The organism is Mycobacterium sp. NPDC004974, from assembly GCF_053600815.1.
Map to the genome: position 1 here is coordinate 46,871 of NZ_JBSGAQ010000022.1, position 24,662 is coordinate 71,532.

Genomic DNA, 24,662 nt, shown 5'->3' on the forward strand with positions numbered 1-24,662 from the left:
CATAGTTCGTCCCTGAGAGGAGTTCCATGCCAGCGACATACGTGGATCTGGCCGCCGAGCCGCGGCTGACCACTGCCGAGACCCGCATCACCGTCACTCAGCGGGTGCCGCGGTGGATCAGGAAGAAGGACGTCGACCTGTCCGACGCGCTGGACTTCTGGTCCGCGGCCGGGGCGGCGGCCAACGTCATCATGCAGATGAGCTGGCCAGAGGTCGGTTACGGCGTCTCCGAAAGCCGGGTGGAATCAGGCAGTTTGGTGCATCACCCGTGGAAGCGGCTGCGCACCACCGCGCAGTACCTGACCGTCGCGATCCTCGGCAGCGACGAGGAGAAGAACGCCTATCGCGAGGCGGTCAACGTCGCGCACCGGCAGGTTCGCTCCACCGAGGACAGTCCGGTCAAGTACAACGCGTTCAACCGCGAACTGCAGTTGTGGGTGGCGGCATGCCTTTTCATCTTCTACGAGGACACCCATCAGCTGCTCTACGGCAAGATGACCGAGGAGCAGGCCGAAGGTTTCTACCAGAGCGCCATGACGATCGGCACCACTCTGCAGGTGCTCGAGGAGATGTGGCCGGCCACCAGGACCGACTTCGACGCGTACTGGAACACCGCGTGCGAACGCGTCGAGATGACCCCGTTCGTGCGGGATTACCTCATGGTTCTGGTGGAGTTGCGGATGATCAACTGGCCGATGCGGATGATGCTGGCACCGCTGTTGCGGTTCTTGACCATCGGCTTCCTGGCGCCGGTGTTCCGCGACGCCATGGAACTGGAGTGGACCGAAACCGACCGGCGCCGCTTCGAGCATCTCTTCTTGTTCGTGGCGTTCGTCAACCGCTTCCTGCCGAAGTCCTTGCGCACCGGCAACTACGCGGTGCTGTTGAAGGATCTGCGCCGCCGGATCCGCCGTAGGAAGGCCCTGATCTGAGCAGGGCGGCCATCCAACCGGTCCCGGACACGCTGCTGTCGCAGTATCTCCGGGACCGGCGGTTCCTGTTCGTCCTGCCGAGGGCGGTCTGCCTGCAGTCCCTGCATCCGACGATCGCCACCGGGATCTCGCAGCACGCACTGCTGCACCGGCGAGTCTGGTTGCACCACAAACGCACGGTGACCCAGGCGATCAGGATCGCCTTCACCGGAGTCGACATGCGGCCGTACATCCGGTTCGCACACGAAGAGGTCAAGGGCCGCGACCCGGCCGGGCAGAAGTACCACGCGCTGAACCCCGACGTCTTCCACTTCCAGCACGCCACCTACGTGGAAAGCCTTGTGATGATGGTCAATACCTTCATCCGGAAGCTCGATGAGCACGAACACGAGCAGCTCTACCAGGAGTGCTGCGCGTGGTACCGCCGCTACGGCATATCCACCCGACCGGTGCCGGGAAGCTGGCCCGAGTTCTGTGAGTACTTCGAGGACGAGTGCAGTACCCGGTTGTCCGCGGGCGAGCATTTCGAGCCGTTCCGCCGGCAGATGTTCGCGCCGACGGACTGGTGGCCGCGGGCGGTGCCGCGCCGGGCGATCCGGGCCATGCAACATCCGCGGGCGGCGGAGTTGACCGGCACTTCGGTGAGCCCCCGCGATCGCCGGTCCCTGCGGCGGTTCGTGCTGACCAGCCGGATGCTGTCGTAAGAATCTCAGCCGGGGCTCAAACCTGCCATTTCTGTCCATCGCCCTGCGGCGCCGGGTAGCGGTTCATGTACCTGCGGTTCGCGACGATCACCACGCCGATTAGAACTACCATCAGCGCCCCATACCCGGCGAAGAAGACCAGCACGCTGGTGGACGATTCCGGCTTGCCCAGCACCAGTTCGGGGCTGAAATCCGACCCGACTCTGATGCAGGTCACCGCCAAAGGGCCTCGGTCGGTGGGTAATTCGGCCACCGACACATACCTGATTGTGGGCCGGGCACCGCGGGACGTGGTTTTGACCTCATCCGGCGCGGGCAGCGTCAACTCCTCGCCGGCATCGGTGATCGCGGTACAGCGCACCGAACTCGGCGGCTTTCCGTCGAGGTGCTTCTCTTTGGCGAACACCATGTGCCCGTCAGCCGTCGGTGTCACCCGATCGCCGCTGTCGAAATAGCCACCAGTGTCCCCGCGGAGCATCACCATGGCGACCGTGACCAAGAGCGCACCGAAAAGCCCGGATACGACGATCGGCAGGTACCTGGCACGCCCCTTCGGTTTCTGCGGTGGCGCGATGGACGGGTCCTGCCACGGCGGTGGCGGCATCGGCTCGATCGGGTAGCGGGGCGGCAGATGCTGCGGGTAGCCGTGGTGGTGCGGCGGGTTAGGCTGCGGCCCCTGGTGAGGGCCGCCGGCAGGTGGGTACACGCAAGGTCCTCTCGTCACCACAGCGATCCATCGCGATCCTAGGGTCGTACCCACTACTCGCAGCGGATTCACACTCGCAACTCTGGTCTAGCATCGTCGCCAGGTAGACGTACACCAGGGGGGGACCGTCATCGAAAGCGCACCATCGCCGGCCGCGCAGGCACAATTGCCTCCGCACGCCCGGCCCGTTGCTGGATTCCCGTTCGGCGAACCTCTGCTCTACCTGCGCGCCGTTACCGATCCCAAAGATCGCAACATCTGTTGTTCGCTCGAGAACGTCTTCGACCAACAGTTGGCCCTGATCCAACCCCTCGCTGTGATGCAGGGCGAACGGCACTTCGCCATCTTCCGTCCCGATGGGGCAGTTCTGCTGTACCTCAGCTGGTTCGATGAGCGGTCCCACGCTGGGCCGGACCTGGCGATGCAGGTCACTGACGCGAGCGGTCATCTCGTGGGACGCCTCCGCCGCACCGCTCCGGTTGCGCAGTTCTCCCGTTGCCACGGTGGCACATTGGGATTGGAGGCGAACCGGCAGTGGTTGGGCGCCACCGAGATACACCAAAGCAGAACGGACAAACCCATACCGATCTTCGACTGCACCGGGACCCGGATCGGCCGTATCCACGGCCAAGTGATGTACTCCACCGGTTATAAGAGCACCCACCGGTCGTTCTCCGACTATCTGCTCGACAGCCCACAACCAAAGCCTTACCCACTGCCCGAGTTGATGTTGGCAGTGCTGTTCCTCCAATACCTCGAGGAACGGCTCCAACAGGGCCCGGTCACCGGGCTGTTCGGAGGGGCCACATGACCAAGCAACCGCGCCCCACACCCGACGCTCTGGTGGCGCTGCGCAATGCTCGGCTGTGGGAAGCCCAGGCGCAACTCGATTCTGGCGCAGAACGCAACCAGGCGCTCCAGGCCACGTCGCAATGGGCTGCCGCATATCAGGCACAGATGCAGACCCCGACCGGCAAGCGGTGGGTGCCGCTGCGGCGCGGTGCGCAGGATCTGACCCGGCTCAAGGTGCGCGATTACCTCCAGATGGCCCTGATGTCCGCGCTTGTACTTGGTCCTCTGGGCATGATCGTCTGGCGATTATTGACCTGACACCGGTTTCGTCGCCGCATGCAGCGCCACGATGCCACCGGTCAGGTTGCGCCACTTGACCTGTGACCAGCCGGCCTCGCCGATGCGGCGCGCCAGCTCATCCTGATCCGGCCAGGCCCGAATCGACTCGGCCAGATACACATATGCGTCCGGGTTGCTCGACACCGCGGTGGCCATCCGCGGCAGCGCCTGCATCAGGTACTCCTTGTACAGCGTTGCGAACGCACGGTTGGTCGGCGTGGAGAACTCACACACCACCAGCCGGCCACCGGGCCGCGTCACCCGGGCCATCTCACGCAGGCCCGCCACGTGGTCGACCACGTTGCGCAACCCGAAGCTGATGGTGACCGCGTCGAACACCCCGTCGGCGAACGGCAACCGGGTGGCGTCGGCGCCCACCTTGGGCACCGGGCGTGACGCCCCGGCGGCGAGCATGCCCACCGAGAAGTCCGCGGCCACACACCAGGCACCCGATGTCGCCAACTCGACCGTCGACACCGCGGTCCCCGCGGCCAGGTCCAACACCTTGTCGCCGGGGCCGATGCCCAGCGCCGCATGCGTCTGCCGACGCCAGAACCGGTCCTGCCCGAGTGACAGCACCGTGTTGGTCAGGTCGTAGCGCCGTGCCACGGCATCGAACATCGATGCCACTTCGTGGGGGTTCTTCTCCAGGCTCGCGCGACTCACGCCGCCGACGGTACCCGTAGTCCTCGCTGTGAACTTCCTGCGACCGGGAATTGGCGCCCACCGGCACGACTTGAACCTGATCATGAGCGAAAAAGTGTGGTTCATCACCGGTGCATCGCGGGGCTTCGGACGGGAGTGGGCGATCGCTGCCCTGGATCGGGGGGACAAGGTGGCCGCCACCGCGCGTGACACCGCGACACTGGCCGATCTGGCCGACAAGTACGGCGACGCGCTGCTGCCGATCAAGCTGGACGTCACCGACCGCGAGGCGGACTTCGCCGCCGTGAAAGCGGCCCACGATCGCTTCGGCCGCCTCGACATCGTCGTCAACAACGCGGGCTACGGCCAGTTCGGGTTCATCGAGGAGCTGTCGGAGGCCGACGCCCGCGATCAGATCGAGACGAACGTCTTCGGCGCGCTGTGGGTCACCCAGGCCGCGCTGCCGTACCTGCGGGCGCAAGGCAGCGGGCACATCATCCAGGTGTCCTCGATCGGCGGAATCACCGCGTTCCCGTTGGTCGGCATGTACCACGCGTCCAAGTGGGCGCTGGAAGGGTTCTCGCAGTCGCTGGCCGCCGAAGTCGCACCGTTCGGTATCCATGTGACGCTGATCGAGCCGGGCGGGTTCTCCACCGACTGGGCCGGATCCTCGGCCAGACAAGCTGCCCCGCTTGCCGATTACGACGAGGCCCGCGCGGCCGCACAACGCGCCCGGGCACAGCGCGGCGCCAAGCCCGGGGATCCCAAGGCCTCGGCCGAGGCGGTGCTGAAGATCGTCGACGCCGAAAACCCGCCGCTGCGAGTGTTTTTCGGCGAACTACCGCTGCAGTTGGCGAAGGCCGATTACGAGAGCCGGCTGGCGACCTGGGAGCAGTGGCAGCCGGTGTCGGTCCTGGCACAGGGCTGAGTTCGCTCGCCGGGTAGAGGTCACGCAGCGCGCAACTGACGCAGGCCCTGCACGGCCTCGTAGTGCCCGATCAGCTCATCGCAGATCGCGGGCCAGGTACGGCTCAGCACGCTGCGACGCGCGGCCACCGAGTAGCGCGACCGCTCGGCGATCAGATGCTCCACGGATGCGGGCAGGGCGGACTCGAATTCCTCGACGGGCAGCAACAACCCGGTGCGGTACGGCGCCACCAGGTCCCTGGGTCCGCCGGCATCGGGAGCGATCACCGGCAGGCCGGAGGCCATCGCCTCCTGCACGGCCTGGCAGAACGTCTCGTGCTCACCGGGGTGGACGAAGACGTCCATGCTGGCGTAGGCCGCAGCCAGCGCCTCACCGTGCAGTTCACCGGTGAAAACGGCGGTGGGCAAGACTGTTCGGAGTTTGGCGCGGTCCACCCCGTCGCCCACCACCACCAGCTGAAGGTCGTCCCGCCCGGCCAGCGCGGCCAGCCGCTCCACGTGCTTCTCCGGCGCCAGCCGCCCGACGAACCCGACGATCGGCCTGCCCTCGGGAGACCACGTCGCCCGCAGTTGCTCATCGCGGGCCGACGGCGCGAAACCCGTGATGTCGACCCCGCGCCCCCACTTGAAAACCCGGGGAATCCGGTGGGCTTCAAGGTTTTCCATCGCTGAGGTGGACGGGGCAAGCGTGCGGTCGGCCTTGCTGTGCAGCCTCCGCGTCCACGCCCACGAGGCCCGCGAGAGGACGCCGACGCCGTAGCTCTCGGCGAAACCGGCGACATCGGTCTGGAACACCGCCACCGTCGGCACCCCCAGGTAGCGGGAGGCATGTACGCCGCCCCAGCCGAGCAGGGCCGGCGATGCGAGGTGAACGACGTCGGGGTCGAAGCCGCGCAGCACGTTCACTATCCGGGGCCGCGGCACACCCAGCGGCAGCGAGGTCACCTTGGGAAACATCCGTGAGGGCACCCGGTGCACACGTACACCGTCATGGACGCGGTCGGCGGGCGGCTGACCCCGCGGAGTGTCCGGGGCGATGACGAGTACCTCGTGGCCGGTGCGGCGGAGATGCTCGATCACCCGAAGCACCGAGTTGGTGACGCCGTTGACATTCGGGAGGAAGGACTCTGCAACGATCGCAACGCGCACACCGGAATGGTCTCAGCGGCACCTGTCGCCTAGGTAGCGTCCGGGGATACGACACGCTAAAAGCTGATGCGCGGGGCTAGTGTTGCGGCATGCGTTTGTCCCGCGTTGCTGCAGCGATGCTGGCCGTGCTGGCCTTGTCCGTTGCGGGGTCCACCACGGGCTGCACCCGGCTCGTCGACGGCACCGCGCAGGCCAACGGAGACAAACCCGGCAGCGCGATCACCCAGGACGGCTGGGGGGTCCAGATCGGCTATCCGGATGCGCCCGCGCGGATCGAGTTCTTCACCGAACCACAGTGCCCGGCATGTGCACACCTGCAGCATGAGTTCGGCGACGCTATCGCCAACGCCGTCGGCCAGGGCAAGTTGGCGGTGACGTACCGGCCGCTGACCTTCCTGGACCGCTCGGTCACCGAGTATTCGGCCCACGTGGCCAATGCTCTGTTCCTGGCCGCGGGACCGACTACCACCGGGGCGGCATTCCAGGCGTTCGTGCAGGATCTGTGGGGCCACCAGGAACCCGAGGGCTCGCCCGGCCCGACCGACGACCAGATCGCCGCCATGGCCTCCGACAGCGGGGTCGGCGCCGAGCAGACCGAAAAGATCGCCGCGGGTGAGCACGCCGTCGACGCCGACCAGCTCAACGACGCCAACGCCGAACTGCTCACCGAAACCCAATATGAGGTGTCCACCCCGGCGATCTACGACCTCGTCGGCGAGCAGGTTGTCGACACCAGCGACCCTGACTGGCTGGCCAAACTGCTGGCTACGCCGCGGAGCTGACCCGGCTCAGCCGTCGCTGCAGGAACGCCAGCAGCGTCAGCGCCGCGGCCGCAACCAACCAGCCCACCACCGCGATCGACCCGGCCGGGATGATCGACAGTGAGGCATCGCGGTCGCGGACCCGCACCAGATCGGGATTGTTCTTGTCGTATTCGACGTAGATCCGCATCCCGGTGTCGAGTTCGGACGGATACAGCACGCCCAGCTCGGGACGGTAGGTCACGCGGTCGGGCGTGACGAACTCGATCGTCGAGCGCCGCGGTCCGGCACTGAGCACCTCGGCGGCGGCCACGCCCATGTTGCTCTCGATCTGCTGGTCATTGCGCCACGCGCCGAGCACGAGCAGCACCGACTGCAACGTGACCAGGCACGCGGCGATCACCACGCCGATCCGCACCCGGCGGATGATCCGCTGGGACCGCGTCTCGCCCGGTTCGCCGTACAGGTGCGGAATCAGCGGCTGCACCATCGCCCGCAAACGCGCCGCGATCTGCGCGGGCCTCACAAGGCGGCCTTGATCGACGCGTGCAGGGCGCGCAGCGACGACCGGTCGGCCTTCACCTCCAGCACCCGCATCCCGTCGAAGGGTTCGGCCAGCGCAGCGCCGAGTGCGTCAGCCTCCACCTGCTGACTGTCCACGTGATAGGCGCGGCACAACGCCGCGACATCCACATCGTGCGGGGTTCCGAAGATTCGCGACGAGACGTCGGCGAACCGTGGATCACCCTGTTCGAGCAGCTCGAAGATGCCGCCACCGTTGTCGTTGGACACCACGATGGTCAGGTTGCGCGGCGTCGGCTCGGTGGGCCCGACCAACAGCCCCGAGCTGTCGTGCACAAAGGTCAGATCCCCGATCAGCGCAATGGTCCGGCCATCGTGCGCCAGCGCCGCACCGATCGCCGTCGACACGGTGCCGTCGATACCGGCGACACCGCGGTTGGACCGCACCTTGACGCCCGCAGTGCGCAGCCCGACCAGGGCGGCGTCGCGCACCGGATTGGACGCCCCGAGCACCAGCTGATCCCCCGGGCGCAGCGCATCGGCGACCACCGCGGCCACGTGCAGACCGGTGGTCAGCGGGTGCGACGCGAGTTGCTGCCGCACCGCCGCCACGGCGTGCTGGTTGAGCTCGGTGCAGCGGCTCAGCCAGGCCGGGTCCGGGGTGCCGGTCGTCACCGCGCGGGTGCCGGTGGCCATCGAGTTGCCCGAGACGTCGGGCCAGCGCGGGCCCGTGGTCAGTGCGTAGACCGGCACCGCCGGATCGGCCAGCAGTGCCGAGACCGGCCGGTGCAGGGTGGGACGCCCCAGCATGATGACCTGTTTGGGGTGCACGAGGCGCAGCGCCAGCGGGTGCAGCGGGTTCTCCGGAAGCGGCGCGGTGGGCTCGGCCACCGTCGGCAACCCCGCCAGATTGGGGTGGACGCCGGCACCATGGCCGGCGATCACCACGGTGTCCGGGGTGAGGTCGATCTCCAGCGGCTGGTCGAAACTCACCGGCGGGGTGTAGGTCCAGGGCTTGCCGTCCGGGCGGCCCGGCGGGAAGGACGCATCCCCGTGCGCGCTGTCGGGAACCAGCGGCTCGCGCAGCGGGATGTCGAACTGCACGGGCCCGGCGTTGGCGGTACGCGATCCGGTGGCCGCCGCAAGCACCCGGCAGGTCGCCGAGCGCCACTGGGCGTTGAGCGAAATGAGTTCGCCCGGCTTCGCCCCGGTGAGTTCGGGCGCCAGACCCACACTGATGTTCGCCCGCACCTGGGTACCGAAATAACCCAACTGCTCAAAGGTCTGATTGGCGCCGGTGCCCAACATCTCATAGGGCCGGTTGGCGCTCAGCACGATCAGCGGCACCCGGGCGTAGTTGGCCTCGACGACCGCGGGGCCGAGGTTCGCCACCGCGGTGCCCGAGGTCATCGCGATGCAGACCGGGGACCGCTCGGCGACTGCAAGACCGACGGCCAGGTACCCGGCCGTGCGCTCGTCGATGCGGACGTGAAGGCGTATGCGGCCGGCACGGTCGGCGTCGGACAGCGCGAACGCCAGCGGCGCATTCCGCGAGCCCGGGCACAGCACCACATCGCGGACACCGCCGCGGATCAGTTCGTCGACGACTACGCGCGCCTGTGCCGTCGAGGGGTTCACCACTCCACCTTATTCGTCAGTACCGGCCGGTCTGCCCGGTCTGCCCGGCCAGGAACTCGAGCAGCGCGGCGTTGACGGCGTCGGGCCTCTCGATGAAGCCGAGATGGCCGGTGTCGGGGATCTCCAGGTAACGGGCTGTGGGAATCGCGTCGGCCACCTCACGGCTCAGGTGCGGCGGCAGCACCACGTCGTCGGCGAACCCGATGACCAGCACTGGCGCAGTGATGGCCTGGTACGCCGGCAGCCGGTTACCCACCGGAGCGGCGTCGGACTGGGCCACCAGCCCCGGTGTCTGCTTGGTGGGCCACATGGTGAACATCTCACTCCAGTCGCGCACCAGCACGTCGTCGTTGAGCGTCTTGGGCGAGAAACTCTCCATCATCCGGAGCTTGGCGTCGAACGTCGGCGGCAGCTGAACGCCCGAGGCCGCCAGGTCGCGTTCGGCGGTACGGAAGAACTCGCGGGCCCGGTCGTGCCGGCCGCGGGTGGCCATCAACACCGCCGATCGCACCAGCTCGGGACGGGCCAACATCAGTTCCTGAGCGATGAACGAGCCCATCGACACACCCACGATGTGCGCCGGAGCAGCACCCAGCTTCTCGATCAGCTCGGCGGTGTCGGCCACCATCTGCTCGGTGCCGAACCCCTGGGCGTTCTCCGTCGCGCCGACCCCGCGGTTGTCGAAGGTGATGACGCGGTAGCCGGCCCGCTGCAGCGCGGGGACCTGATGCAGATGCCAGGTGCGGCCGGCTCCCCCGCGTCCGGCGATGAACAGCACCGGGTCGCCCTTGCCTCGCTCGTCATAAGCCAAGTTCATCCGGCCGACGCTACTTGATGACAGTCAGTGCAACAGCTCACGCGCTGCAGCCGTCTCAGCGCTCACGCGCTGCGGCGCCCCCGCACCCTGCGGATCGCCTGATCCCAGGCCAGCAACACCCCGGCCTTGAGCGGTTCGGGCTTGATCATGTCCTTGCCCAGCAATGCGGTGGCGCCGGCCTTGGTGGCCGCGCTCGCCTTCGACATGTGCCCGGAGTCGAACGGCGGCTGCGGGTCGTACTCGATCATCAGCTGAATGGCCTTGGCCTTCGCCTCGCCGCCGATCTGACCGGCCAACCACATGGCCAGGTCGATCCCCGCCGAGACACCCGCCGCCGTGATCACCTTCCCGTCGGGGTCGGCACGCACGATGCGCTGATCCCCCACCGGGGTGGCGCCCATCAGCTTCAGCGCGCTCAACACCGACCAGTGCGAGGTGGCACGCTTCCCATCCAGCAGGCCCGCCGCGGCCAGCACCACCGAACCCGAGCACACCGAGGCCATCCAGGTGGTCCCCGGATACACCTGCCGCACCCAGTCGAGCACCCTTTCGTCGCGGGCCACCATGGTGGTGCCCGGCCCGCCGGGCACCAGCACCACATCGGGCGAAGGGGTTTCGTCGAAACTGTGGGTGGCGCCCACCATCAGCACCCCGGAGTCGGCGGTGACGGGGCCCGGCTCGTGCCAGACGAACCGCACTTCCGTGTCGGGCAGGTTGCGCAGCACCTCATAGGGCCCGATGAAATCGAGCGCGGTGAAGCTGGGGTACAACACGATTGCGATCTGCATGGTTTGTTCCTTTCAGGCGGTTAAATCTCCGCTCCTCGCGTGCGCGGAAGTCTTGCGGTACTGGTCAGGTGAAATACCAAGGCGCCGAACGAAATTGCGCCGCATGGTCTCGGCGGTGCCGAACCCGCAGCGGGCGGCGATGACGGTGACGGTGTCATCGGATTCCTCGAGCTGACGCCGCGCGGCATCGGTGCGGATACGTTCCACGTAGGCACCGGGCGCCTCACCGACCTCGTCGGTGAACACCCGGGTGAAATGCCGGGGGCTCATCGCCGCGCGCCGGGCCAGATCGGAAATGCTGTGCGCACCACCGGGTTCGACCTCGATGGATTCCTGCACCTCGCGGATCGGAGCACGCTTGGCCCGTGGCATCCACACCGGCGCAGCGAACTGAGTCTGCCCGCCGGGCCGACGAAGGTAGAGCACCAGGTACCGGGCGACAGTCTGGGCGATGTCGGTGCCGTAGTCGTCCTCGACCAGTGACAACGCCAGGTCGATGCCTGCGGTCACGCCGGCCGCCGTCCACACGCGCTCGGAGCTCCGCACGAAGATCGGATCGGGATTTACCGCCACCGAAGGGAATTCATCGGCCAATCGACGGGCCGAGGACCAGTGAGTGGTAGCGGTGCAGCCGTCGAGCAACCCGGCCTCAGCGGCCAGGAACGCTCCGGTGCACACACTGACGACGCGGCGGGCGTGGCGCGATGCGGTGCTGATCCAGTCGACCACTGCCGGGTCGGCTCGGGCGGCGTCGGTTCCGATACCGCCGGGGATGACGATGGTGTCGATCGGAGCGTGCGGGTCAGGCAATGGCGCGGCGACGAACTCCAACCCGGTGAGCGTGGTGACGGGCCGGCCGTCCACGGCGGTCAGGGTGACGGCGTAGCCGTCGTCGGATCGGCCCTGGCCGACCAGGGCCAGCGTGGCGGTGGCGAACACGTCGAACGGCCCGGCCAGGTCCAGGGCCTGCACCCCGGGGTAGCCCAGGATCACCACCGATCGCGTCACATCTCCAGTGTTCGTGACCTCGGCGATGGCGTCTATGCCCTGTACCCCACAAATCAGGACATGGGCTTGTCGGACCGCGTCGCGATGGTGTGACGAATGTGGTGCCAGGGCCCTACCGCCCCGCAGCCCCTACAGCTTCTTGAGCTTGCGCAACGCCTGGCTGAAAGGCAGTTGCGTCGCCATTCCCTTGCGCAAGCTACGTTGGGCCACACCGATATTCATCAGCACCATGTACCGCACACCGCAATCGCGCCACTCCGCGGCCCGATCGGCAATCTCGGCGGGAGTACCCGTCAGCAACACCTCGCGCAGCAACGGAATCGGCACCGCAGCCGTATGCGACAGCGCCGTCTGCTCATCCATGGCCTGCGGGAGGAGGTCCTGGGCACCCGAGAACCCGGCACCCAGCGGATGCTGCGCTCCGTGCCGGACGAAATGCTCATCAGCGGCGCTCAGACCGGTCGACCGGATCAGCTCGCACTCGAGCGCCTCCTCAACGGCGTCCCGGCTGCGGCCGGGGACAACGAAAAGCCCCACCGCCGGAACGATCGCCATCGGATCACGGCCGGCGTCGGACGCCGCTTCGCGGACCCGATCGAGACGCTCTTTGTAGTCGACGGGCCGATGGGGAAACATCGGGAAGTACGCATCGGCGTAGCGGCCCGTGGCACGCAACATGCGGGGACCATGTGCGCCGATCCAGATCTCCGGCCATTTTCCGCGGTAGGGAGGAAGATCGAAAATGGCGTTGCGTAGCGGGAAGTACGACGAATCACGGTTGACGAGTTCGCCTTTGGAGTCCCACAGGGCGCGGATCGTGGCCATCGCCTCCTCGAACCGGGCCACCGGCTTCGACCAGTCCACCCCGTACGGCTCGTTGCCCTCGCGCTCCCCGGTGCCAATGCCGAGGATGGCGCGACCCTTTGTCAGCAACTGCAGAGTGGCAGCCGCCTGCGCGGTGACGGCCGGGTTACGCCGTCCGGTGTCGGTCACTCCCACCCCCAGGCGGAGCCGCCCGATCCGGTTACGTGCGGCGATGTGGCCCAACATGGTCCACGGCTCGAGGAAGGCGTCGCCCGTCGGCAGAATCTTTGCGCCACCCATGTACTTCGGCTGCCACAGCGCCCTCGGAACCATGGCGTTGAGATGGTCGGGTACCCAGAAAGAGTCGACGCCGCTGGCGACGGCACTCAGGTAGTTGGCTCGCGTGAACGTATCCACAGCAGGCCGTGCCGCGGTGATCGGATCCATGATGCCGAGCTTCATCGCATCAGGATCAGCCCGCGGCAAGCAGGTCCCTAGAGTAAGGGCCTACTCCAATATCAGCGGGTAGCACTCCCGTACCCGATCGATCCACCACTGCCGTCGCTCCGGCGTCGCAGCCAGCGCAGACAACCGCGCAGGATCCGGCACCACCGCCCCGACGGGCAGGTAGCCGCCCACCGGCGCGGGCGCCTCCGCGACGTCCTCCACGAAAAGTCCGCCCGTGCCCAGCCCGCAGGCATGCCGCAACTCGGGCAGCGCCGCGGCGGCCAACAGTCCCCGGGCAATGCCCACCGCGGAATCCAGTGCACTGGACACCACGATCGGGATATCGATCTGCGCGGCGATGTCGAGCATCCGCGCCACCCCACCCAGCGGCGCCACCTTGAGCACCGCGACGTCAGCGGCGCGGGCCCGCACCACCCGCAGCGGGTCAGACGCCTTGCGGATCGACTCGTCAGCGGCGATCGGCACCGCCACCTGCCGGCGCAGAGCGGCCAACTCGTCGACCGTCGCGCACGGCTGTTCCAGATACTCCAGCGGTCCGTCGGCGGTCAGCGCCGCCGCGGCAGCCACCGCCTCCCGCAGCGTCCAGCCTGCATTCGCATCCACCCGCACCACCGGAACGTGTGCGCGCACGGCGTTGACCCGCGCGACGTCGTCGGCCAGCGTCTGACCCGGCTCGGCCACCTTGACCTTGGCCGTGCGCGCTCCGGGAAACCGCGCCAGAACCTCGGGCACCTGACCGGCCGGCACCGCAGGCACGGTGGCATTGATCGGGACACGGTCGCGGTACACCGCCGGCGCCGGGCCGTACGCGCCCTCGATCCCGGCCGCCAGCCAGGCCGCCGCCTCCGGCGCCTCGTATTCGGGGAACGCGCCGAACTCACCCCAGCCGGCCGGGCCGTCGATCAGCGCCACCTCACGAACCGTGATGCCGCGGAAGCGAACCCGCATCGGCAGGGCAACGACGTGAAGACGCTCCAGGAGCTCGTCCAGTGCCGGCGTCGCGTCAATCACGCCGTCAATGATGCCCAAACCGGTCAGCCGGCGCCCAATGTCCGCTGGATGTCGGGCTTCATCTGGTTCAATTGCGCACCCCAGTAGCCCCACGTGTGGGTGCCGGTGGGCGGGAAGTTGAACACCGCGTTGTGCCCGCCCGCCGCGACGTACTGATCGCGGAAGTTGAAGTTGCTCTGCAGCGCAGTGTTTTCCAGGAAGGTCGAGGCGACGTCGTTACCGCCCAACTCTCCCGGCGTCCCCGAGCCGCAGTAGACCCAGATGCGAGTGTTGTTCGCCACCAGTCGCCCCACCTGCAGCGTCGGATCGTTGCGCGCCCACGCCGGATCACCGGGCGGGCCCCACATGGCCGTGGGCGAGAAACCACCGGAATCGCCCATCGCCAGCCCGATCAACCCGGGCCACGGGCCGGCCGACGGATTCAGGAACGCCGACAACGACCCCGCATAGCGGAACTGCTGTGGGTAGTACGCGGCGAGAATCAGCGCCGAGCTGCCCGACATCGACAGCCCGACCACAGCGTTGCCCGACGAGGACACATGCTTGTTCGCCGCCAGCCACTGCGGCAACTCACTGGTCAGGAACGTCTCCCACTTGTACGTCCATACCCCGCCGTTGCCCGCGGCGGGCTGGTACCAGTCGGTGTAGAAGCTCGACATACCGCCGACCGGCATGACCACCGACAGCCCGGATTGGTAGAACCACTCGAATGCCGGAGTCTCGATGTCCCACCCGCTGAAGTCGTCGCGGGCCCGCAAGCCGTCCAACAGATAGACCGCGTGAGACCCGCCGCCCTGGAACTGGACCTTGACATCGCGGCCCATCGCCCCTGACGGCACTGTCAGCATCTCGACCGGTAAACCCGCTCTTGACCAGGCATTTGCCGTCGGTGGCGGCCCGAGTAGTCCGCCGGTCACCACCATGGCCAGGGCAGTCAGAAACCCGAACCCGCGAGCGAATCGCTTCAATCTATGCGCATGTGCCATGTCCGCACCCCACATCTCCACGCACACGTATGGAGCCGAAGCTACTCCGCCCGGAACGGGAAATACAGAGAAATCGGGCGCCAATTCCTAAACGGTGGCGCGATCGCGGCCCTCCCAGTACGGCTTGCGCAGGTCTTTCTTGAGGATCTTGCCGGTGGGATTTCGGGGCAATTCGTCCACGATATCCACCGATTTGGGGCACTTGTAGGCTGCAAGATGTTCCCGGGCGAACGCGATCAGATCCCGTTCGGTGACGTCCCCGTCCAGTGTCACAACGGCTTTCACCGACTCGCCCCATTTTTCGTCAGGCACGCCGATCACCGCGACCTCGGTGACCGCGGGATGTTCGGCCAGCACCCGCTCGACCTCGATCGAGTAGATGTTCTCCCCACCGGAGATGATCATGTCCTTGAGCCGGTCCTCGACGAAGATGTACCCACCGTCGTCCACGCGGCCGATATCGCCCGTGCGGAACCAGCCCTCGGGCGTGATCGACTCCGCCGTGGCGTCCGGCCGGTTGAGATAACCCTTCATCAATTGCGGTGAACGGAACCACAATTCACCCTGTTCGCCGACGGGCACATCGACACCGGTGTCGGGGTCCACCACCCTGACCTCGCTGCCGGGGACGACGGTGCCCGCACTCATGAGCCGCGCTTCGGTCGCCCCGCGATGATCGTCCGGACCCAATCGGCTGATCGCACCGGACACCTCGGTCAACCCGTAGACCTGGATGAACTCCGTCTCGGGCCACGCCTGCAACGCAGAACGCAACAGCGGCAACGGCATTGGCGACGCACCGTAGGCAAAGGTCTTCAGCGCACCGAACAGCTTCACGGCGTCCTCACCGGTATCGAACACCTTGGACAGCACCGCAGGCACGAGGAACGTCCGGTTCGCCCCGGCCAGAATTCCGCCGGCCAACGCCATGCCGTCAACATCACGCGTCATGTAACTCGGCGCCCCGTGGTGCAGCCCCCACTGCATGTACGACGACCCGCCGACATGGAACAGCGGCATGGCCACCAGGCTCTTGTCCCCGTCGCCGAGCGTCCAGCCCTCGAACGCATTGAGAGTGTGGGCGATGACATTGGTGTGGGTGAGCGCAATGCCCTTGGGCCGGCCGGTGGTACCCGAGGAATACATGACGATCGCCACGTCGTCGGACTGCACGTCCGGTGCACGACCGACCGGCGACGCGCCGGCGAGCAGCGCCTCATACTCGTCCCCGTCACCGCCCTCGGGGGTCACCGTCACGATGTGCTCGACGGACGTGAGGCGGTCGGCGATCGCGTCGATGCCCGCCCGGAGCTCCTCACCGACCACCAATACCTTCGCCCGGCAGTCGTTGAGCACATAATCCAACTCGTCGGCGGCGAGCCGAAAGTTGATGATGGCGTTGGCCGCACCGAGTGACGCGGCCGCCAGCGTCATCTCGACACATGCCGGGTGGTTCTTGTCGAGGAACGCGACCACGTCGCCACGACCGACGCCCCACGCACTCAACGCACCGGCCAACCGCTGGACCCGGTCGTACCACTGCGACCAGGTCCACGTGCGGCCCAGATACGTGACCGCCTCCTCGTCAGGTTTGGTCACTGCCCAGTGGGCGACACGTTCGTCGAGAAACTTCGGAGCCGGCAAATCTGACATGCCCCGAGCGTGCCACGGCACGCCAGCCGTCAGCCAGCTTTCGGATAAACCTGCCGCCCGGCCAGGAACGTGGCCTGTACCTCCAGGTCCGCGATGCTCTCCGGAGCGGTTTCACGGGGGTCCGCGGACACGATCACCAGGTCGGCGTACTTACCCACCTCGAGCGAACCGATCACGTTGTCGGCGAACAACTGCCACGCCGCATCGATCGTCTGCGCCCGGATCCCCTGCTCAACGGTCAGCCGCTCTTCGGGCGCCAGGACGCGGCCGCTCGGAGCGGTCCGCGTGACGGCCACGCTGATGTTGCGCAGCGGCTCCTCCGGGGTGACCGGCGGATCGTTGTGCAGGGAGATCCGCATGCCCGTGGCCACCGCGGAGCCTGCGGGCATCCACCGTCCGCCGTGCTCGGGCCCGAACAACCCGTCGACGAGCACGTCGCCCCAGTAGTGCAGGTGGTCGACGAACAGGCTGCAGGTGACGCCGAGGGCGTGGGCACGCTGCAACTGCTCGGGCGTGATGGCACCGACGTGTTCCAGCCGCAGCCGGTGATCGTCACGGGGATGCGCCCGCAGAACCTCTTCGTAGACGTCGAGGATGGTGTCCACCCCGGCGTCGCCGTGCACGTGGCAGGCCAACTGCCAGCCCTGCGGAAAGAACGTGCCGACGATCTCGGCGAGTTGCTCTTTCGTGTAGTTGGCGTGCCCGCAGGAGCCGGGCACCACCCCGATGGTCCGGGTGGCCTCGGTATCCAGGTACGGGAACGTCAGGTCGATGTTGCCGACCCATGGCGACCCGTCGACCCAGATCTTGATGCCGACCTGACGCACGATGTCGTCCCCCTCGGACGGGGTGGCATCGGTGTGCAGGGCCGCGGTGGACATCTCGTAGGTACGCAACCGCACCGTCAACTGGTCGTGCAGCTGCGCGAGCAGCGGCCGGAACATCGGGTCGAACGCCATCTCCGAGCAGGTCGTCAGCCCGGCGCGGTTCAGACGGGCGCATTCGGCGGCCAGCATCGCCGGGTAGTCGCTCACCGAGATGGCGTCGCCCAGCAGCGGGAACACCGCTCCGGTCTCCTCGGCCGTACCGTCGAGGTTGCCGTCGGCATCGCGCCCGTACTTGGCGCCCTTGGGGTCCGGGGTGTCCTTCGTCAGTCCGGCGCGGCGCGCCGCCGCCGAGTTGAAGTACGCCTTGTGGCCCGAGTTGTGCACGATCACCAGCGGGGTATCCGGGGCGGTGGCGTCCAGCCAGGCCAGGGTGGGCTCCGGCAATCCGTGCTGCAGCAACGGATCCCAGCCGTTCAAGAAGGCACCGTCGGCCCCGCGTCTGGCCACCTCCGCGCCGATCGCGTCGAGCACCGCCTCGGCGTTCTCCAACGTGACCGGACGGATGTCGACGATGCGGCCTGACAACGCCACCGCCTCCATCAACGGATGACCGTGCGCCTCAACGAAACCCGGCATGACGCAGCCGTCGGCCTCGCGGACGTCGGTCGCGGGGCCGACCCAGGCAGCCAACTCCGACCGGGACCCGACCGCGACGATACGGCCGCCGGACACCGCGATCGCCTCGGCAGTGGGTCGCGCGGAGTCGACTGTGAGGATGGTTCCGTAGAGGACGAGATCGGCAGACGCGGGAGTGGTCATGCCCGCGATGCTAAGGGCGGCGAGGTTTGCTCGAAAGAAATTCCGGCTGCCGTGTCGATTTCCGCGGGGTGCCGTTCGACGTACTAACGAGGGCCACTCAAGAACAATGGACGGGCCCCTTCCCGACACCAGAAGGAGACAGACAATGTCGCGCTACATGCTGATCATGCGGTCCACCCCCGAAGCCGAGACGGCGATGGCCGAGCAGAACATCGACTTCAACGAGATCATCGCGTCGATGGGCCGCTACAACGAGGAGCTCATCAAGGCCGGCGTACTGCTGGCCGGCGAGGGATTGACCGACCCCGACGAAGGCTTCGTCGTCGATTTCAATGCCGATCCCCCGGTGGTCACCGACGGGCCGTACACCGAGGCCAAGGAGCTGTTCAACGGGTTCTGGATGCTCGATGTGTCCTCCAAAGAGGAGGCCAAGCAGTGGGCGCGGAAGTGCCCGCTGGGCTGCGGCGTGAAGCTGGAGGTCCGCCGGGTCAGCGAAACCGATGAGTTTCCGCAGGACAACGAGTGGGTTCAGAAAGAGATCCAGTGGAAGGCCGAACTGGCAGAGAAGCTCGCCCAGCAGGCCCGTGAGGCCGCCAACCGCTGACCTGGGCACAGGCCCCGGCGGTCCCTAACCCGCCGGGGCCTGGCTCCCACCCCCACAATCAGTCACATTAGGCAGCGTCAACAGGGTCGACACGAGTAGCGCGCTACCTGTATTTCGACCCGTATATCGCTCCGCGGCGACCTCGTGTTACACCGACATCGGGGGATCGGCTCCACGGTTTCTGGAACACGTTCTAATCTGGACCCCATGAGTGATGCGCTGCTGCACCATCCCATCCATTCCGGCCACCTCACGGTCGGCGCGCTCAAGCGCAACAAGGACAAGCCTGTGCTGTTCCTCGGCGACACCACCCTGACCGGTGGCGAGCTCGCGGAACGCATCAGCCAGTACATTCAGGCCTTCGAAGCGCTCGGCGCGGGCACCGGTGAAGGCGTCGGCCTGCTGTCGCTGAACCGCCCCGAGGTGCTGATGATCATCGGCGCCGGCCAGACCCAGGGGTACCGTCGCACCGCACTACACCCTCTCGGTTCGCTGGACGATCACGCCTACGTGCTGTCCGACGCCGAGGTGACGACGCTCATCATCGACCCCACGCCGGCGTTCGTGGAGCGGGCCCTGGGGTTGCTGGAGAAGGTGCCGTCGCTGCGGCAGGTGCTGACGATCGGACCGGTGCCCGAGGCCCTGGCCGCCTCCAGCGCATCGGTCTCCGACCTCACGGCCGAGGCCGCCAAGTACTCCCCGGCGCCCCTGGTGGCCGCCGAACTCGCTCCCGAGCACGTCGGCGGCCTGACCTACACCGGCGGCACCACCGGTAAGCCCAAGGGCGTGATGGGCACGGTGCGCTCGATCTCCACTATGACGACCATTCAGCTCGCTGAGTGGGAGTGGCCCGAGAACCCGCGCTTCCTGATGTGCACCCCGCTGTCGCATGCCGGCGCGGCCTTCTTCACACCGACCATCGTCAAGGGCGGCGAACTGGTGGTGCTGACCAAGTTCGACCCGGCCGAGGTGCTGCGGGTGATCGAGGAACAGCGCATCACCGCGACCATGCTGGTGCCGTCGATGATCTACGCGCTGATGGACCACCCGGACTCGCACACCCGTGACCTGTCCTCGCTGGAGACCGTGTACTACGGCGCCTCGGCGATGAACCCGGTGCGGCTGGCCGAGGCGCTCAAGCGCTTCGGGCCGATCTTCGCGCAGTACTACGGCCAGTCCGAGGCCCCGATGGTGATCTCGTACCTGGGCAAGAAGGATCACGACGAGAAGCGGCTGACCTCCTGTGGCAGGCCCACGCTGTTCGCCCGGACCGCGCTACTGGACGCTTCCGGCCAGCCCGTGCCGCAGGGCGAGGTCGGCGAGATCTGTGTGTCCGGGCCACTGCTGGCCGGGGGCTACTGGAAGCTGCCCGAGGCCACCGCCGACACCTTCAAGGACGGCTGGCTGCACACCGGCGACATGGCCCGCGAGGACGAGGACGGCTACTGGTTCATCGTCGACCGGGTCAAGGACATGATCGTCACCGGCGGATTCAACGTGTTCCCGCGTGAAGTGGAAGACGTTGTGGCCGAACATCCCTCGGTGGCACAGGTGTGCGTGATCGGCACCCCCGACGAGAAGTGGGGCGAGGCCGTGACCGCGGTGATCGTGCTGCGGCCCGACGCCGCCTCCGACGACGAGGCGGTGGCCAAGGTGACCGCGGAGATCCAGTCGTCGGTCAAGGACCGCAAGGGCTCGGTGCAATCGCCCAAGCAGGTGATCGTCGTCGACTCCGTGCCGGTGACCGCACTCGGCAAGCCCGACAAGAAGGCCGTCCGGGCCCAGTTCTGGGAGGGCGCCGCCCGCGCGATCGGCTGAGTCTCCCTGCGCGAGCAGTCCCCCGCAAGCGGGAGGGGCCCCCAGCGTAGGTACCCCGGATTCACGCGATTTGGGGTACCTGCGCGTCTGCTCGGCAGAATGGGTGAGGTGCCCGACGACCCGGCAACCGCTGCTGACATGCACGCCACCCTCGACGCGGTGTGGCGGATGGAAGCTGCCAAGATCCTGGCCACCCTGACCCGCGCGGTCGGTGATGTCGCCCTGGCCGAGGATCTGGCATCCGAAGCCTTGCTCGACGCGCTCACGCAATGGCCCCAGACCGGTGTGCCACGCAATCCCGGCGCCTGGCTGACCACGGTGGCCAAACGCAAGGCCATCGATCACTGGCGGCGCGCGGAGAACCTCGACGCCAAGTACGCCGTGCTGGCCCGCGATCTGGCCGAACACGTCGAGGAAGCCTGGGACCCCGACCGCATCGACGACGACGTGCTGCGGCTGATCTTCATCACCGCCCACCCGGTGTTGTCCCGCGAGGCCCAGATCGCGCTGACGCTACGCATGGTCGGCGGGCTGAGCACCGACGAGATCGCCCGGGCCTTCCTGACCTCGACCGCCACCGCGGCCGCCCGCATCACCCGGGCCAAAAAGGCTCTGGCCCAGGCCAACCCACCCTTCGAGGTACCGCCCCGCGACGAATACCCGCAGCGACTGTCGGCGGTGCTCTCGGTCATCTATCTGATCTACAACGAGGGCTACTCGGCGTCCGCCGGACAGCGGTGGATCCGCGACGAATTGTGCACCGAAGCACTGAGATTGGGGCGTGTGCTGGCGGCACTGGCGTCCGACCAACCCGAAGTCCACGGCCTCGTGGCGCTCATGGAGTTCCAGTCGTCCCGCTTTGCCGCCCGCACCGACGCCGAGGGCCGGCCCATCCTGCTGGAAGACCAGAACCGGGCCCGCTGGGACCGTGCGCAGATCCAACGCGGCGTCGCCGCCCTTCAGCGCTCCGGTGCCGCACGGCAGCAACGGGGTTGGGGCCCGTATGCGCTGCAGGCCGCGCTCGCCGAATGCCACGCGGTGGCCCCGACCGCAGCCGACACCGACTGGAACCGCATCGTCGCGCTCTACGACGCCCTGCTGCAGATCACGCCCTCCCCCGTCGTGCAGCTCAACCGCGCAGTGGCCGTCGCGATGCGCTCGGGCCCGCAGGAGGCGTGGGAGATCGTCGACGGTATCGAGGGTCTGGACGGCTCCTATCTACTGCCCAGCGTCCGCGGCGAACTGCTGTCCCGACTGGGCCGGAACCTCGACGCCGCCGAACAGTTCGACCGGGCCGCCGAATTGACTGACAACGAACGCGAACGACAGGTACTGGTGGACAAGGCAATCCGCGAACGCGGCTGATACCTGCCCGCCTCATGGCACGATGGCGGACATGGTGTCGGCCGTGTTGTTCGACTTCTCCGGGACCCTGTTCCGCCTCGAGGAACAGGACAGCTGGTTCGCCGGGATGGCCGTCGACGAACAAGAGGTCGACGGCCACGTCCAAACCGAATTGATGCGCCGGCTCACCGCCCCGACCGGGCGGTCCGTGGCGATGACCGACGAGCAATACCGGGCCTGGGCCAACCGCGACCTGGCGCCCCACCTGCACCGGGAGGCGTACCTGCATGTGCTGCGGGAATCCGGATTGGCGGACCACCACGCCGAATCGCTGTACAACCGGGTGATCGATCCGGCCAGCTGGACCGCCTACCCCGACACCGCGCGGGTGTTCAAAACCTGAATGCACAGGGAATCCGGACGGCCGTCGTCTCCAACATCGCGTTCGACGTACGTCCGGCGTTCACGGCGATCGGCACGGCCGAGCACGTCGACGAGTTCGTGCTGTCCTTCGAAGTCGGTGCGGTCAAGCCCGACCCGGCAATCTTCACCGCGGCGCTGGACCGCCTGGGTGTGGCTGCTCAGGACGCGCTGATGGTCGGTGACAGCGAGGAGGCCGACGGCGGTGCCCGCGCGGTGGGTTGTCAGTTCGCGCTGGTCGACCCACTGCCCACCACAGAGCGGCCCGACGGGCTGATCGCGGCCCTGCAGGGCGTCGACATCCGCGCCTAGTGTGGAGCCATGGCTGACGATCGCATCCGGCCACCGTGGTGGCTGAAGTACGTCAACAAGATGATGATCGGGCTGAACAAGCTCGGCGTCGGCACGGGGCCTGTGGTGCTGACGGTGCCGGGCCGCAAGTCCGGTAAACCCCGGTCGACGCCGGTCACCCCGATGACCATCGACGGCCACCGCTACATCGTCGGCGGGCTGCCGAAAGGCGACTGGGCGGCCAACGCCCGCGCCGCCGGTGAGGCAACGGTGCACCACGGCCGCCGTGACCAGCGGGTGCGGCTGGTGGAGATCCCGGCCGAACAGGCCCGGCCGCTGCTACGTCAGTTCCCGATCCTGGTGCCGACCGGTGTGGGTTTCATGCGCAACGCCGGGCTGGTGACCGGGCCCAATCCCGACGAGTTCGAGGCCCTGGCCGGACGCTGCCCGGTGTTCCGGCTGGACCCGATCTAGCCCGCGCTCAGCTCAGGTGCGGGGCCTCCTTGATCTTGGAGTCCTGCTTGCCGACCGTCTGGCAGTAGGTCTGCACCGCCAACCGGGTTCCGGTGATCTCCAGCTGCGCTGCATCGGTGCCCTTTTCGTCCTTGAGCATCTTGGCCACCGCGTCGTTCTGCGTCTTCTCGTCCTGCCCGATGAAGTCCTTGCACTTGGTGTCACCACCGGTGATCGCGGGCGAGCATCCGACGAGCACCATGCCCGTAGCCAATCCCGCCAACAACACACTCACTGAGCGCTTCATCGTGGTCCCCTCTGATCTGGTGGTGCGCGGTACACATCATCGCGCCGGGTTTCGTACCCCGCGACGGTACCTGTGAAACCTCCCGCCGCCCTCGCTCTACAGTCGACCACGTGAGTGCAGACAACCCGTTCGACCCGACGGTCTGGGAGCCGGTGCCCGGCTTCGACGATCTGACCGACATCACGTACCACCGCCACGTCGCCGACGGCGCCCGGCAGCCCACGGTCCGGATCGCGTTCGACCGGCCCGAGGTGCGCAACGCCTTCCGACCGCACACCGTCGACGAGCTGTACCGCGTCCTCGACCACGCCCGGATGTCCCCCGACGTCGGGGTGGTGCTGCTGACCGGCAACGGCCCCTCGCAAAAAGACGGCGGCTGGGCCTTCTGCTCCGGCGGGGACCAGCGCATCCGGGGCCGGTCCGGTTACCAGTACGCGGCAGGAGACACCGCCGAGACGGTCGATCCGGCGCGGGCCGGGCGGCTGCACATCCTCGAGGTGCAGCGACTCATCCGGTTCATGCCGAAGGTGGTGATCTGCCTGGTCAACGGTTGGGCGGCCGGCGGCGGGCACAGCCTGCACGTCACCTGCGACCTGACCCTGGCCAGCCGCCAGCACGCCCGGTTCAAGCAGACCGACGCCGACGTCGGCAGCTTCGACGGTGGGTTCGGCAGCGCCTACCTGGCCCGCCAGACCGGGCAGAAGTTCGCCCGCGAGATCTTCTTCCTGGGCCGCGCCTACGACGCCGAGACCATGTACCAGATGGGCGCGGTGAACGAGGTTGTCGACCATGCCGAGCTCGAGTCCGTCGGCCTGCAGTGGGCCGCGGAGATCAACGGCAAATCGCCCCAGGCCATCCGGATGCTCAAGTTCTCGTTCAACCTGATCGACGACGGCCTGGTGGGCCAGCAGGTGTTCGCCGGGGAGGCCACCCGCTTGGCCTACATGACCGACGAGGCCGTCGAGGGCCGCGACGCGTTCCTGGAGAAGCGCGATCCGGACTGGAGCGGTTTCCCCCGCTACTTCTAGTGATTTGTGGAGTTTCAGCCGCGCTGACCGCGGGTGGCATCGAACGATCCGACATCGATCGCGGTGGCCAACACCGCGGCCGATCAATTGCGCAATGTCGG

25 protein-coding genes and 1 pseudogene are annotated in these 24,662 nt (G+C 67.5%); 12 read left to right on the forward strand and 14 right to left on the reverse strand.

Annotated features, from left to right (window positions below; all coding sequences use genetic code 11):
- Positions 1-26: 26 nt before the first annotated feature.
- Both ACWEFV_RS31385 and ACWEFV_RS31390 read left to right on the forward strand, forming a co-directional pair.
- Entirely contained in the window at positions 27-932 is a 906-nt protein-coding gene (locus ACWEFV_RS31385) for an oxygenase MpaB family protein (RefSeq protein ID WP_135458286.1), read from the forward strand.
- Between the two features lie 35 nt (positions 933-967).
- Positions 968-1,636, forward strand: a complete 669-nt coding sequence (locus tag ACWEFV_RS31390; protein ID WP_450073077.1) for an oxygenase MpaB family protein — start codon at positions 968-970, stop codon at positions 1,634-1,636.
- A 16-nt stretch (positions 1,637-1,652) separates the two neighbouring features.
- Here the strand turns inward: ACWEFV_RS31390 and ACWEFV_RS31395 are convergent, their stop codons facing one another.
- Entirely contained in the window at positions 1,653-2,342 is a 690-nt protein-coding gene (locus ACWEFV_RS31395) for a hypothetical protein (RefSeq protein WP_450073059.1), read from the reverse strand.
- 166 nt (positions 2,343-2,508) lie between these two features.
- On the opposite strand from ACWEFV_RS31395, the gene ACWEFV_RS31400 reads away from it, so the two are divergent.
- The gene (locus ACWEFV_RS31400; protein WP_450073060.1) at positions 2,509-3,153 is read left to right on the forward strand and encodes a hypothetical protein; all 645 of its coding nucleotides are present in this window, start codon (positions 2,509-2,511) and stop codon (positions 3,151-3,153) included.
- Positions 3,150-3,452: a hypothetical protein gene (locus ACWEFV_RS31405; RefSeq protein WP_450073061.1), complete on the forward strand. Its 303-nt coding sequence runs from the start codon at positions 3,150-3,152 to the stop codon at positions 3,450-3,452. The genes ACWEFV_RS31400 and ACWEFV_RS31405 overlap by 4 nt, the downstream gene beginning before the upstream one ends.
- Here the strand turns inward: ACWEFV_RS31405 and ACWEFV_RS31410 are convergent.
- The gene (locus ACWEFV_RS31410; protein ID WP_450073062.1) at positions 3,441-4,139 is read right to left on the reverse strand and encodes a demethylmenaquinone methyltransferase; all 699 of its coding nucleotides are present in this window, start codon (positions 4,137-4,139) and stop codon (positions 3,441-3,443) included. The genes ACWEFV_RS31405 and ACWEFV_RS31410 overlap by 12 nt on opposite strands.
- Positions 4,140-4,221: 82 nt before the next feature.
- Between ACWEFV_RS31410 and ACWEFV_RS31415 the strand changes: the two genes are divergently transcribed.
- Entirely contained in the window at positions 4,222-5,046 is an 825-nt protein-coding gene (locus ACWEFV_RS31415) for an SDR family oxidoreductase (RefSeq protein ID WP_450073063.1), read from the forward strand.
- Positions 5,047-5,066: 20 nt separating this feature from the next.
- Here the strand turns inward: ACWEFV_RS31415 and ACWEFV_RS31420 are convergent, their stop codons facing one another.
- On the reverse strand, positions 5,067-6,194 hold the full coding sequence (locus ACWEFV_RS31420) for a glycosyltransferase family 4 protein (RefSeq protein WP_450073064.1): 1,128 nt from the start codon (positions 6,192-6,194) through the stop codon (positions 5,067-5,069).
- 89 nt (positions 6,195-6,283) lie between these two features.
- Here ACWEFV_RS31420 and ACWEFV_RS31425 point away from each other — a divergent pair, with 89 nt between their 5' ends.
- Positions 6,284-6,976, forward strand: coding sequence for a DsbA family protein (locus tag ACWEFV_RS31425; protein WP_286175150.1), 693 nt, complete (start codon positions 6,284-6,286; stop codon positions 6,974-6,976).
- Here ACWEFV_RS31425 and ACWEFV_RS31430 read toward each other — a convergent pair.
- The 10 genes from ACWEFV_RS31430 to ACWEFV_RS31475 all read right to left on the reverse strand — a co-directional run bounded on the left by ACWEFV_RS31430 (position 6,960) and on the right by ACWEFV_RS31475 (position 18,296).
- Positions 6,960-7,445, reverse strand: coding sequence for a DUF3592 domain-containing protein (locus tag ACWEFV_RS31430; RefSeq protein ID WP_135460277.1), 486 nt, complete (start codon positions 7,443-7,445; stop codon positions 6,960-6,962). The genes ACWEFV_RS31425 and ACWEFV_RS31430 overlap by 17 nt on opposite strands.
- A gap of 32 nt (positions 7,446-7,477) precedes the next feature.
- Positions 7,478-9,115: a 2-succinyl-5-enolpyruvyl-6-hydroxy-3-cyclohexene-1-carboxylic-acid synthase gene (menD, locus tag ACWEFV_RS31435; RefSeq protein WP_167857983.1), complete on the reverse strand. Its 1,638-nt coding sequence runs from the start codon at positions 9,113-9,115 to the stop codon at positions 7,478-7,480.
- A gap of 16 nt (positions 9,116-9,131) precedes the next feature.
- Positions 9,132-9,932 (reverse strand): alpha/beta fold hydrolase, encoded by an 801-nt coding sequence (locus ACWEFV_RS31440; RefSeq protein ID WP_135458305.1) that lies wholly within the window; start codon positions 9,930-9,932, stop codon positions 9,132-9,134.
- 62 nt (positions 9,933-9,994) lie between these two features.
- The gene (locus ACWEFV_RS31445) at positions 9,995-10,720 is read right to left on the reverse strand and encodes a DJ-1/PfpI family protein (protein WP_450073065.1); all 726 of its coding nucleotides are present in this window, start codon (positions 10,718-10,720) and stop codon (positions 9,995-9,997) included.
- A gap of 12 nt (positions 10,721-10,732) precedes the next feature.
- A complete protein-coding gene (locus ACWEFV_RS31450; protein WP_450073066.1) occupies positions 10,733-11,728 on the reverse strand; it encodes a GlxA family transcriptional regulator in 996 nt (331 codons plus the stop codon).
- Between the two features lie 129 nt (positions 11,729-11,857).
- Entirely contained in the window at positions 11,858-12,994 is a 1,137-nt protein-coding gene (locus tag ACWEFV_RS31455) for an LLM class flavin-dependent oxidoreductase (protein WP_450073067.1), read from the reverse strand.
- Positions 12,995-13,039: 45 nt separating this feature from the next.
- Positions 13,040-14,011 (reverse strand): o-succinylbenzoate synthase, encoded by a 972-nt coding sequence (locus ACWEFV_RS31460; RefSeq protein WP_450073068.1) that lies wholly within the window; start codon positions 14,009-14,011, stop codon positions 13,040-13,042.
- 23 nt (positions 14,012-14,034) lie between these two features.
- Positions 14,035-14,997 carry an esterase family protein gene (locus tag ACWEFV_RS31465; protein WP_450073069.1) on the reverse strand — a complete coding sequence of 321 codons (963 nt, stop codon included), beginning with the start codon at positions 14,995-14,997 and terminating at the stop codon, positions 14,035-14,037.
- An 87-nt stretch (positions 14,998-15,084) separates the two neighbouring features.
- Positions 15,085-16,650, reverse strand: a complete 1,566-nt coding sequence (locus ACWEFV_RS31470; protein ID WP_450073070.1) for a long-chain-fatty-acid--CoA ligase — start codon at positions 16,648-16,650, stop codon at positions 15,085-15,087.
- A gap of 29 nt (positions 16,651-16,679) precedes the next feature.
- On the reverse strand, positions 16,680-18,296 hold the full coding sequence (locus tag ACWEFV_RS31475) for an amidohydrolase (RefSeq protein ID WP_450073071.1): 1,617 nt from the start codon (positions 18,294-18,296) through the stop codon (positions 16,680-16,682).
- Between the two features lie 145 nt (positions 18,297-18,441).
- Here ACWEFV_RS31475 and ACWEFV_RS31480 point away from each other — a divergent pair, with 145 nt between their 5' ends.
- The 5 genes and pseudogenes from ACWEFV_RS31480 (at position 18,442) to ACWEFV_RS31500 (ending at position 23,247) form a co-directional block, all read left to right on the forward strand.
- Positions 18,442-18,900 carry a YciI family protein gene (locus ACWEFV_RS31480; RefSeq protein ID WP_135458323.1) on the forward strand — a complete coding sequence of 153 codons (459 nt, stop codon included), beginning with the start codon at positions 18,442-18,444 and terminating at the stop codon, positions 18,898-18,900.
- 207 nt (positions 18,901-19,107) lie between these two features.
- Complete coding sequence (gene fadD8 / locus ACWEFV_RS31485; protein ID WP_135458325.1) at positions 19,108-20,718, forward strand: fatty-acid--CoA ligase FadD8; 1,611 nt, start codon at positions 19,108-19,110, stop codon at positions 20,716-20,718.
- A 99-nt stretch (positions 20,719-20,817) separates the two neighbouring features.
- On the forward strand, positions 20,818-22,083 hold the full coding sequence (locus tag ACWEFV_RS31490; protein WP_450073072.1) for an RNA polymerase sigma factor: 1,266 nt from the start codon (positions 20,818-20,820) through the stop codon (positions 22,081-22,083).
- Between the two features lie 22 nt (positions 22,084-22,105).
- Positions 22,106-22,794 (forward strand): annotated as a pseudogene (locus ACWEFV_RS31495) (HAD family hydrolase).
- Positions 22,795-22,803: 9 nt separating this feature from the next.
- Positions 22,804-23,247, forward strand: coding sequence for a nitroreductase family deazaflavin-dependent oxidoreductase (locus tag ACWEFV_RS31500; RefSeq protein WP_135458329.1), 444 nt, complete (start codon positions 22,804-22,806; stop codon positions 23,245-23,247).
- Between the two features lie 7 nt (positions 23,248-23,254).
- On the opposite strand, the gene ACWEFV_RS31505 is transcribed toward ACWEFV_RS31500, so the two are convergent.
- Positions 23,255-23,533 (reverse strand): hypothetical protein, encoded by a 279-nt coding sequence (locus ACWEFV_RS31505; RefSeq protein WP_135458332.1) that lies wholly within the window; start codon positions 23,531-23,533, stop codon positions 23,255-23,257.
- 110 nt (positions 23,534-23,643) lie between these two features.
- On the opposite strand from ACWEFV_RS31505, the gene ACWEFV_RS31510 reads away from it, so the two are divergent.
- A complete protein-coding gene (locus ACWEFV_RS31510; protein WP_135458334.1) occupies positions 23,644-24,561 on the forward strand; it encodes a 1,4-dihydroxy-2-naphthoyl-CoA synthase in 918 nt (305 codons plus the stop codon).
- Positions 24,562-24,662: the final 101 nt, after the last annotated feature.

Coding starts and splice junctions, on each gene's coding strand:
- ACWEFV_RS31430 (WP_135460277.1), bottom strand. CDS start 7,445: ATGGTGCAGCCGCTGATTCCGCACCTGTACGGCGAACCGGGCGAGACG.
- ACWEFV_RS31385 (WP_135458286.1), top strand. CDS start 27: ATGCCAGCGACATACGTGGATCTGGCCGCCGAGCCGCGGCTGACCACT.
- ACWEFV_RS31475 (WP_450073071.1), bottom strand. CDS start 18,296: ATGACCACTCCCGCGTCTGCCGATCTCGTCCTCTACGGAACCATCCTC.
- ACWEFV_RS31465 (WP_450073069.1), bottom strand. CDS start 14,997: ATGGCACATGCGCATAGATTGAAGCGATTCGCTCGCGGGTTCGGGTTT.
- ACWEFV_RS31490 (WP_450073072.1), top strand. CDS start 20,818: ATGGGTGAGGTGCCCGACGACCCGGCAACCGCTGCTGACATGCACGCC.
- ACWEFV_RS31500 (WP_135458329.1), top strand. CDS start 22,804: ATGGCTGACGATCGCATCCGGCCACCGTGGTGGCTGAAGTACGTCAAC.
- fadD8 (WP_135458325.1), top strand. CDS start 19,108: ATGAGTGATGCGCTGCTGCACCATCCCATCCATTCCGGCCACCTCACG.
- ACWEFV_RS31425 (WP_286175150.1), top strand. CDS start 6,284: ATGCGTTTGTCCCGCGTTGCTGCAGCGATGCTGGCCGTGCTGGCCTTG.
- ACWEFV_RS31440 (WP_135458305.1), bottom strand. CDS start 9,932: ATGAACTTGGCTTATGACGAGCGAGGCAAGGGCGACCCGGTGCTGTTC.
- ACWEFV_RS31470 (WP_450073070.1), bottom strand. CDS start 16,650: ATGTCAGATTTGCCGGCTCCGAAGTTTCTCGACGAACGTGTCGCCCAC.
- ACWEFV_RS31445 (WP_450073065.1), bottom strand. CDS start 10,720: ATGCAGATCGCAATCGTGTTGTACCCCAGCTTCACCGCGCTCGATTTC.
- ACWEFV_RS31455 (WP_450073067.1), bottom strand. CDS start 12,994: ATGAAGCTCGGCATCATGGATCCGATCACCGCGGCACGGCCTGCTGTG.
- ACWEFV_RS31480 (WP_135458323.1), top strand. CDS start 18,442: ATGTCGCGCTACATGCTGATCATGCGGTCCACCCCCGAAGCCGAGACG.
- ACWEFV_RS31415 (WP_450073063.1), top strand. CDS start 4,222: ATGAGCGAAAAAGTGTGGTTCATCACCGGTGCATCGCGGGGCTTCGGA.
- ACWEFV_RS31505 (WP_135458332.1), bottom strand. CDS start 23,533: ATGAAGCGCTCAGTGAGTGTGTTGTTGGCGGGATTGGCTACGGGCATG.
- ACWEFV_RS31405 (WP_450073061.1), top strand. CDS start 3,150: ATGACCAAGCAACCGCGCCCCACACCCGACGCTCTGGTGGCGCTGCGC.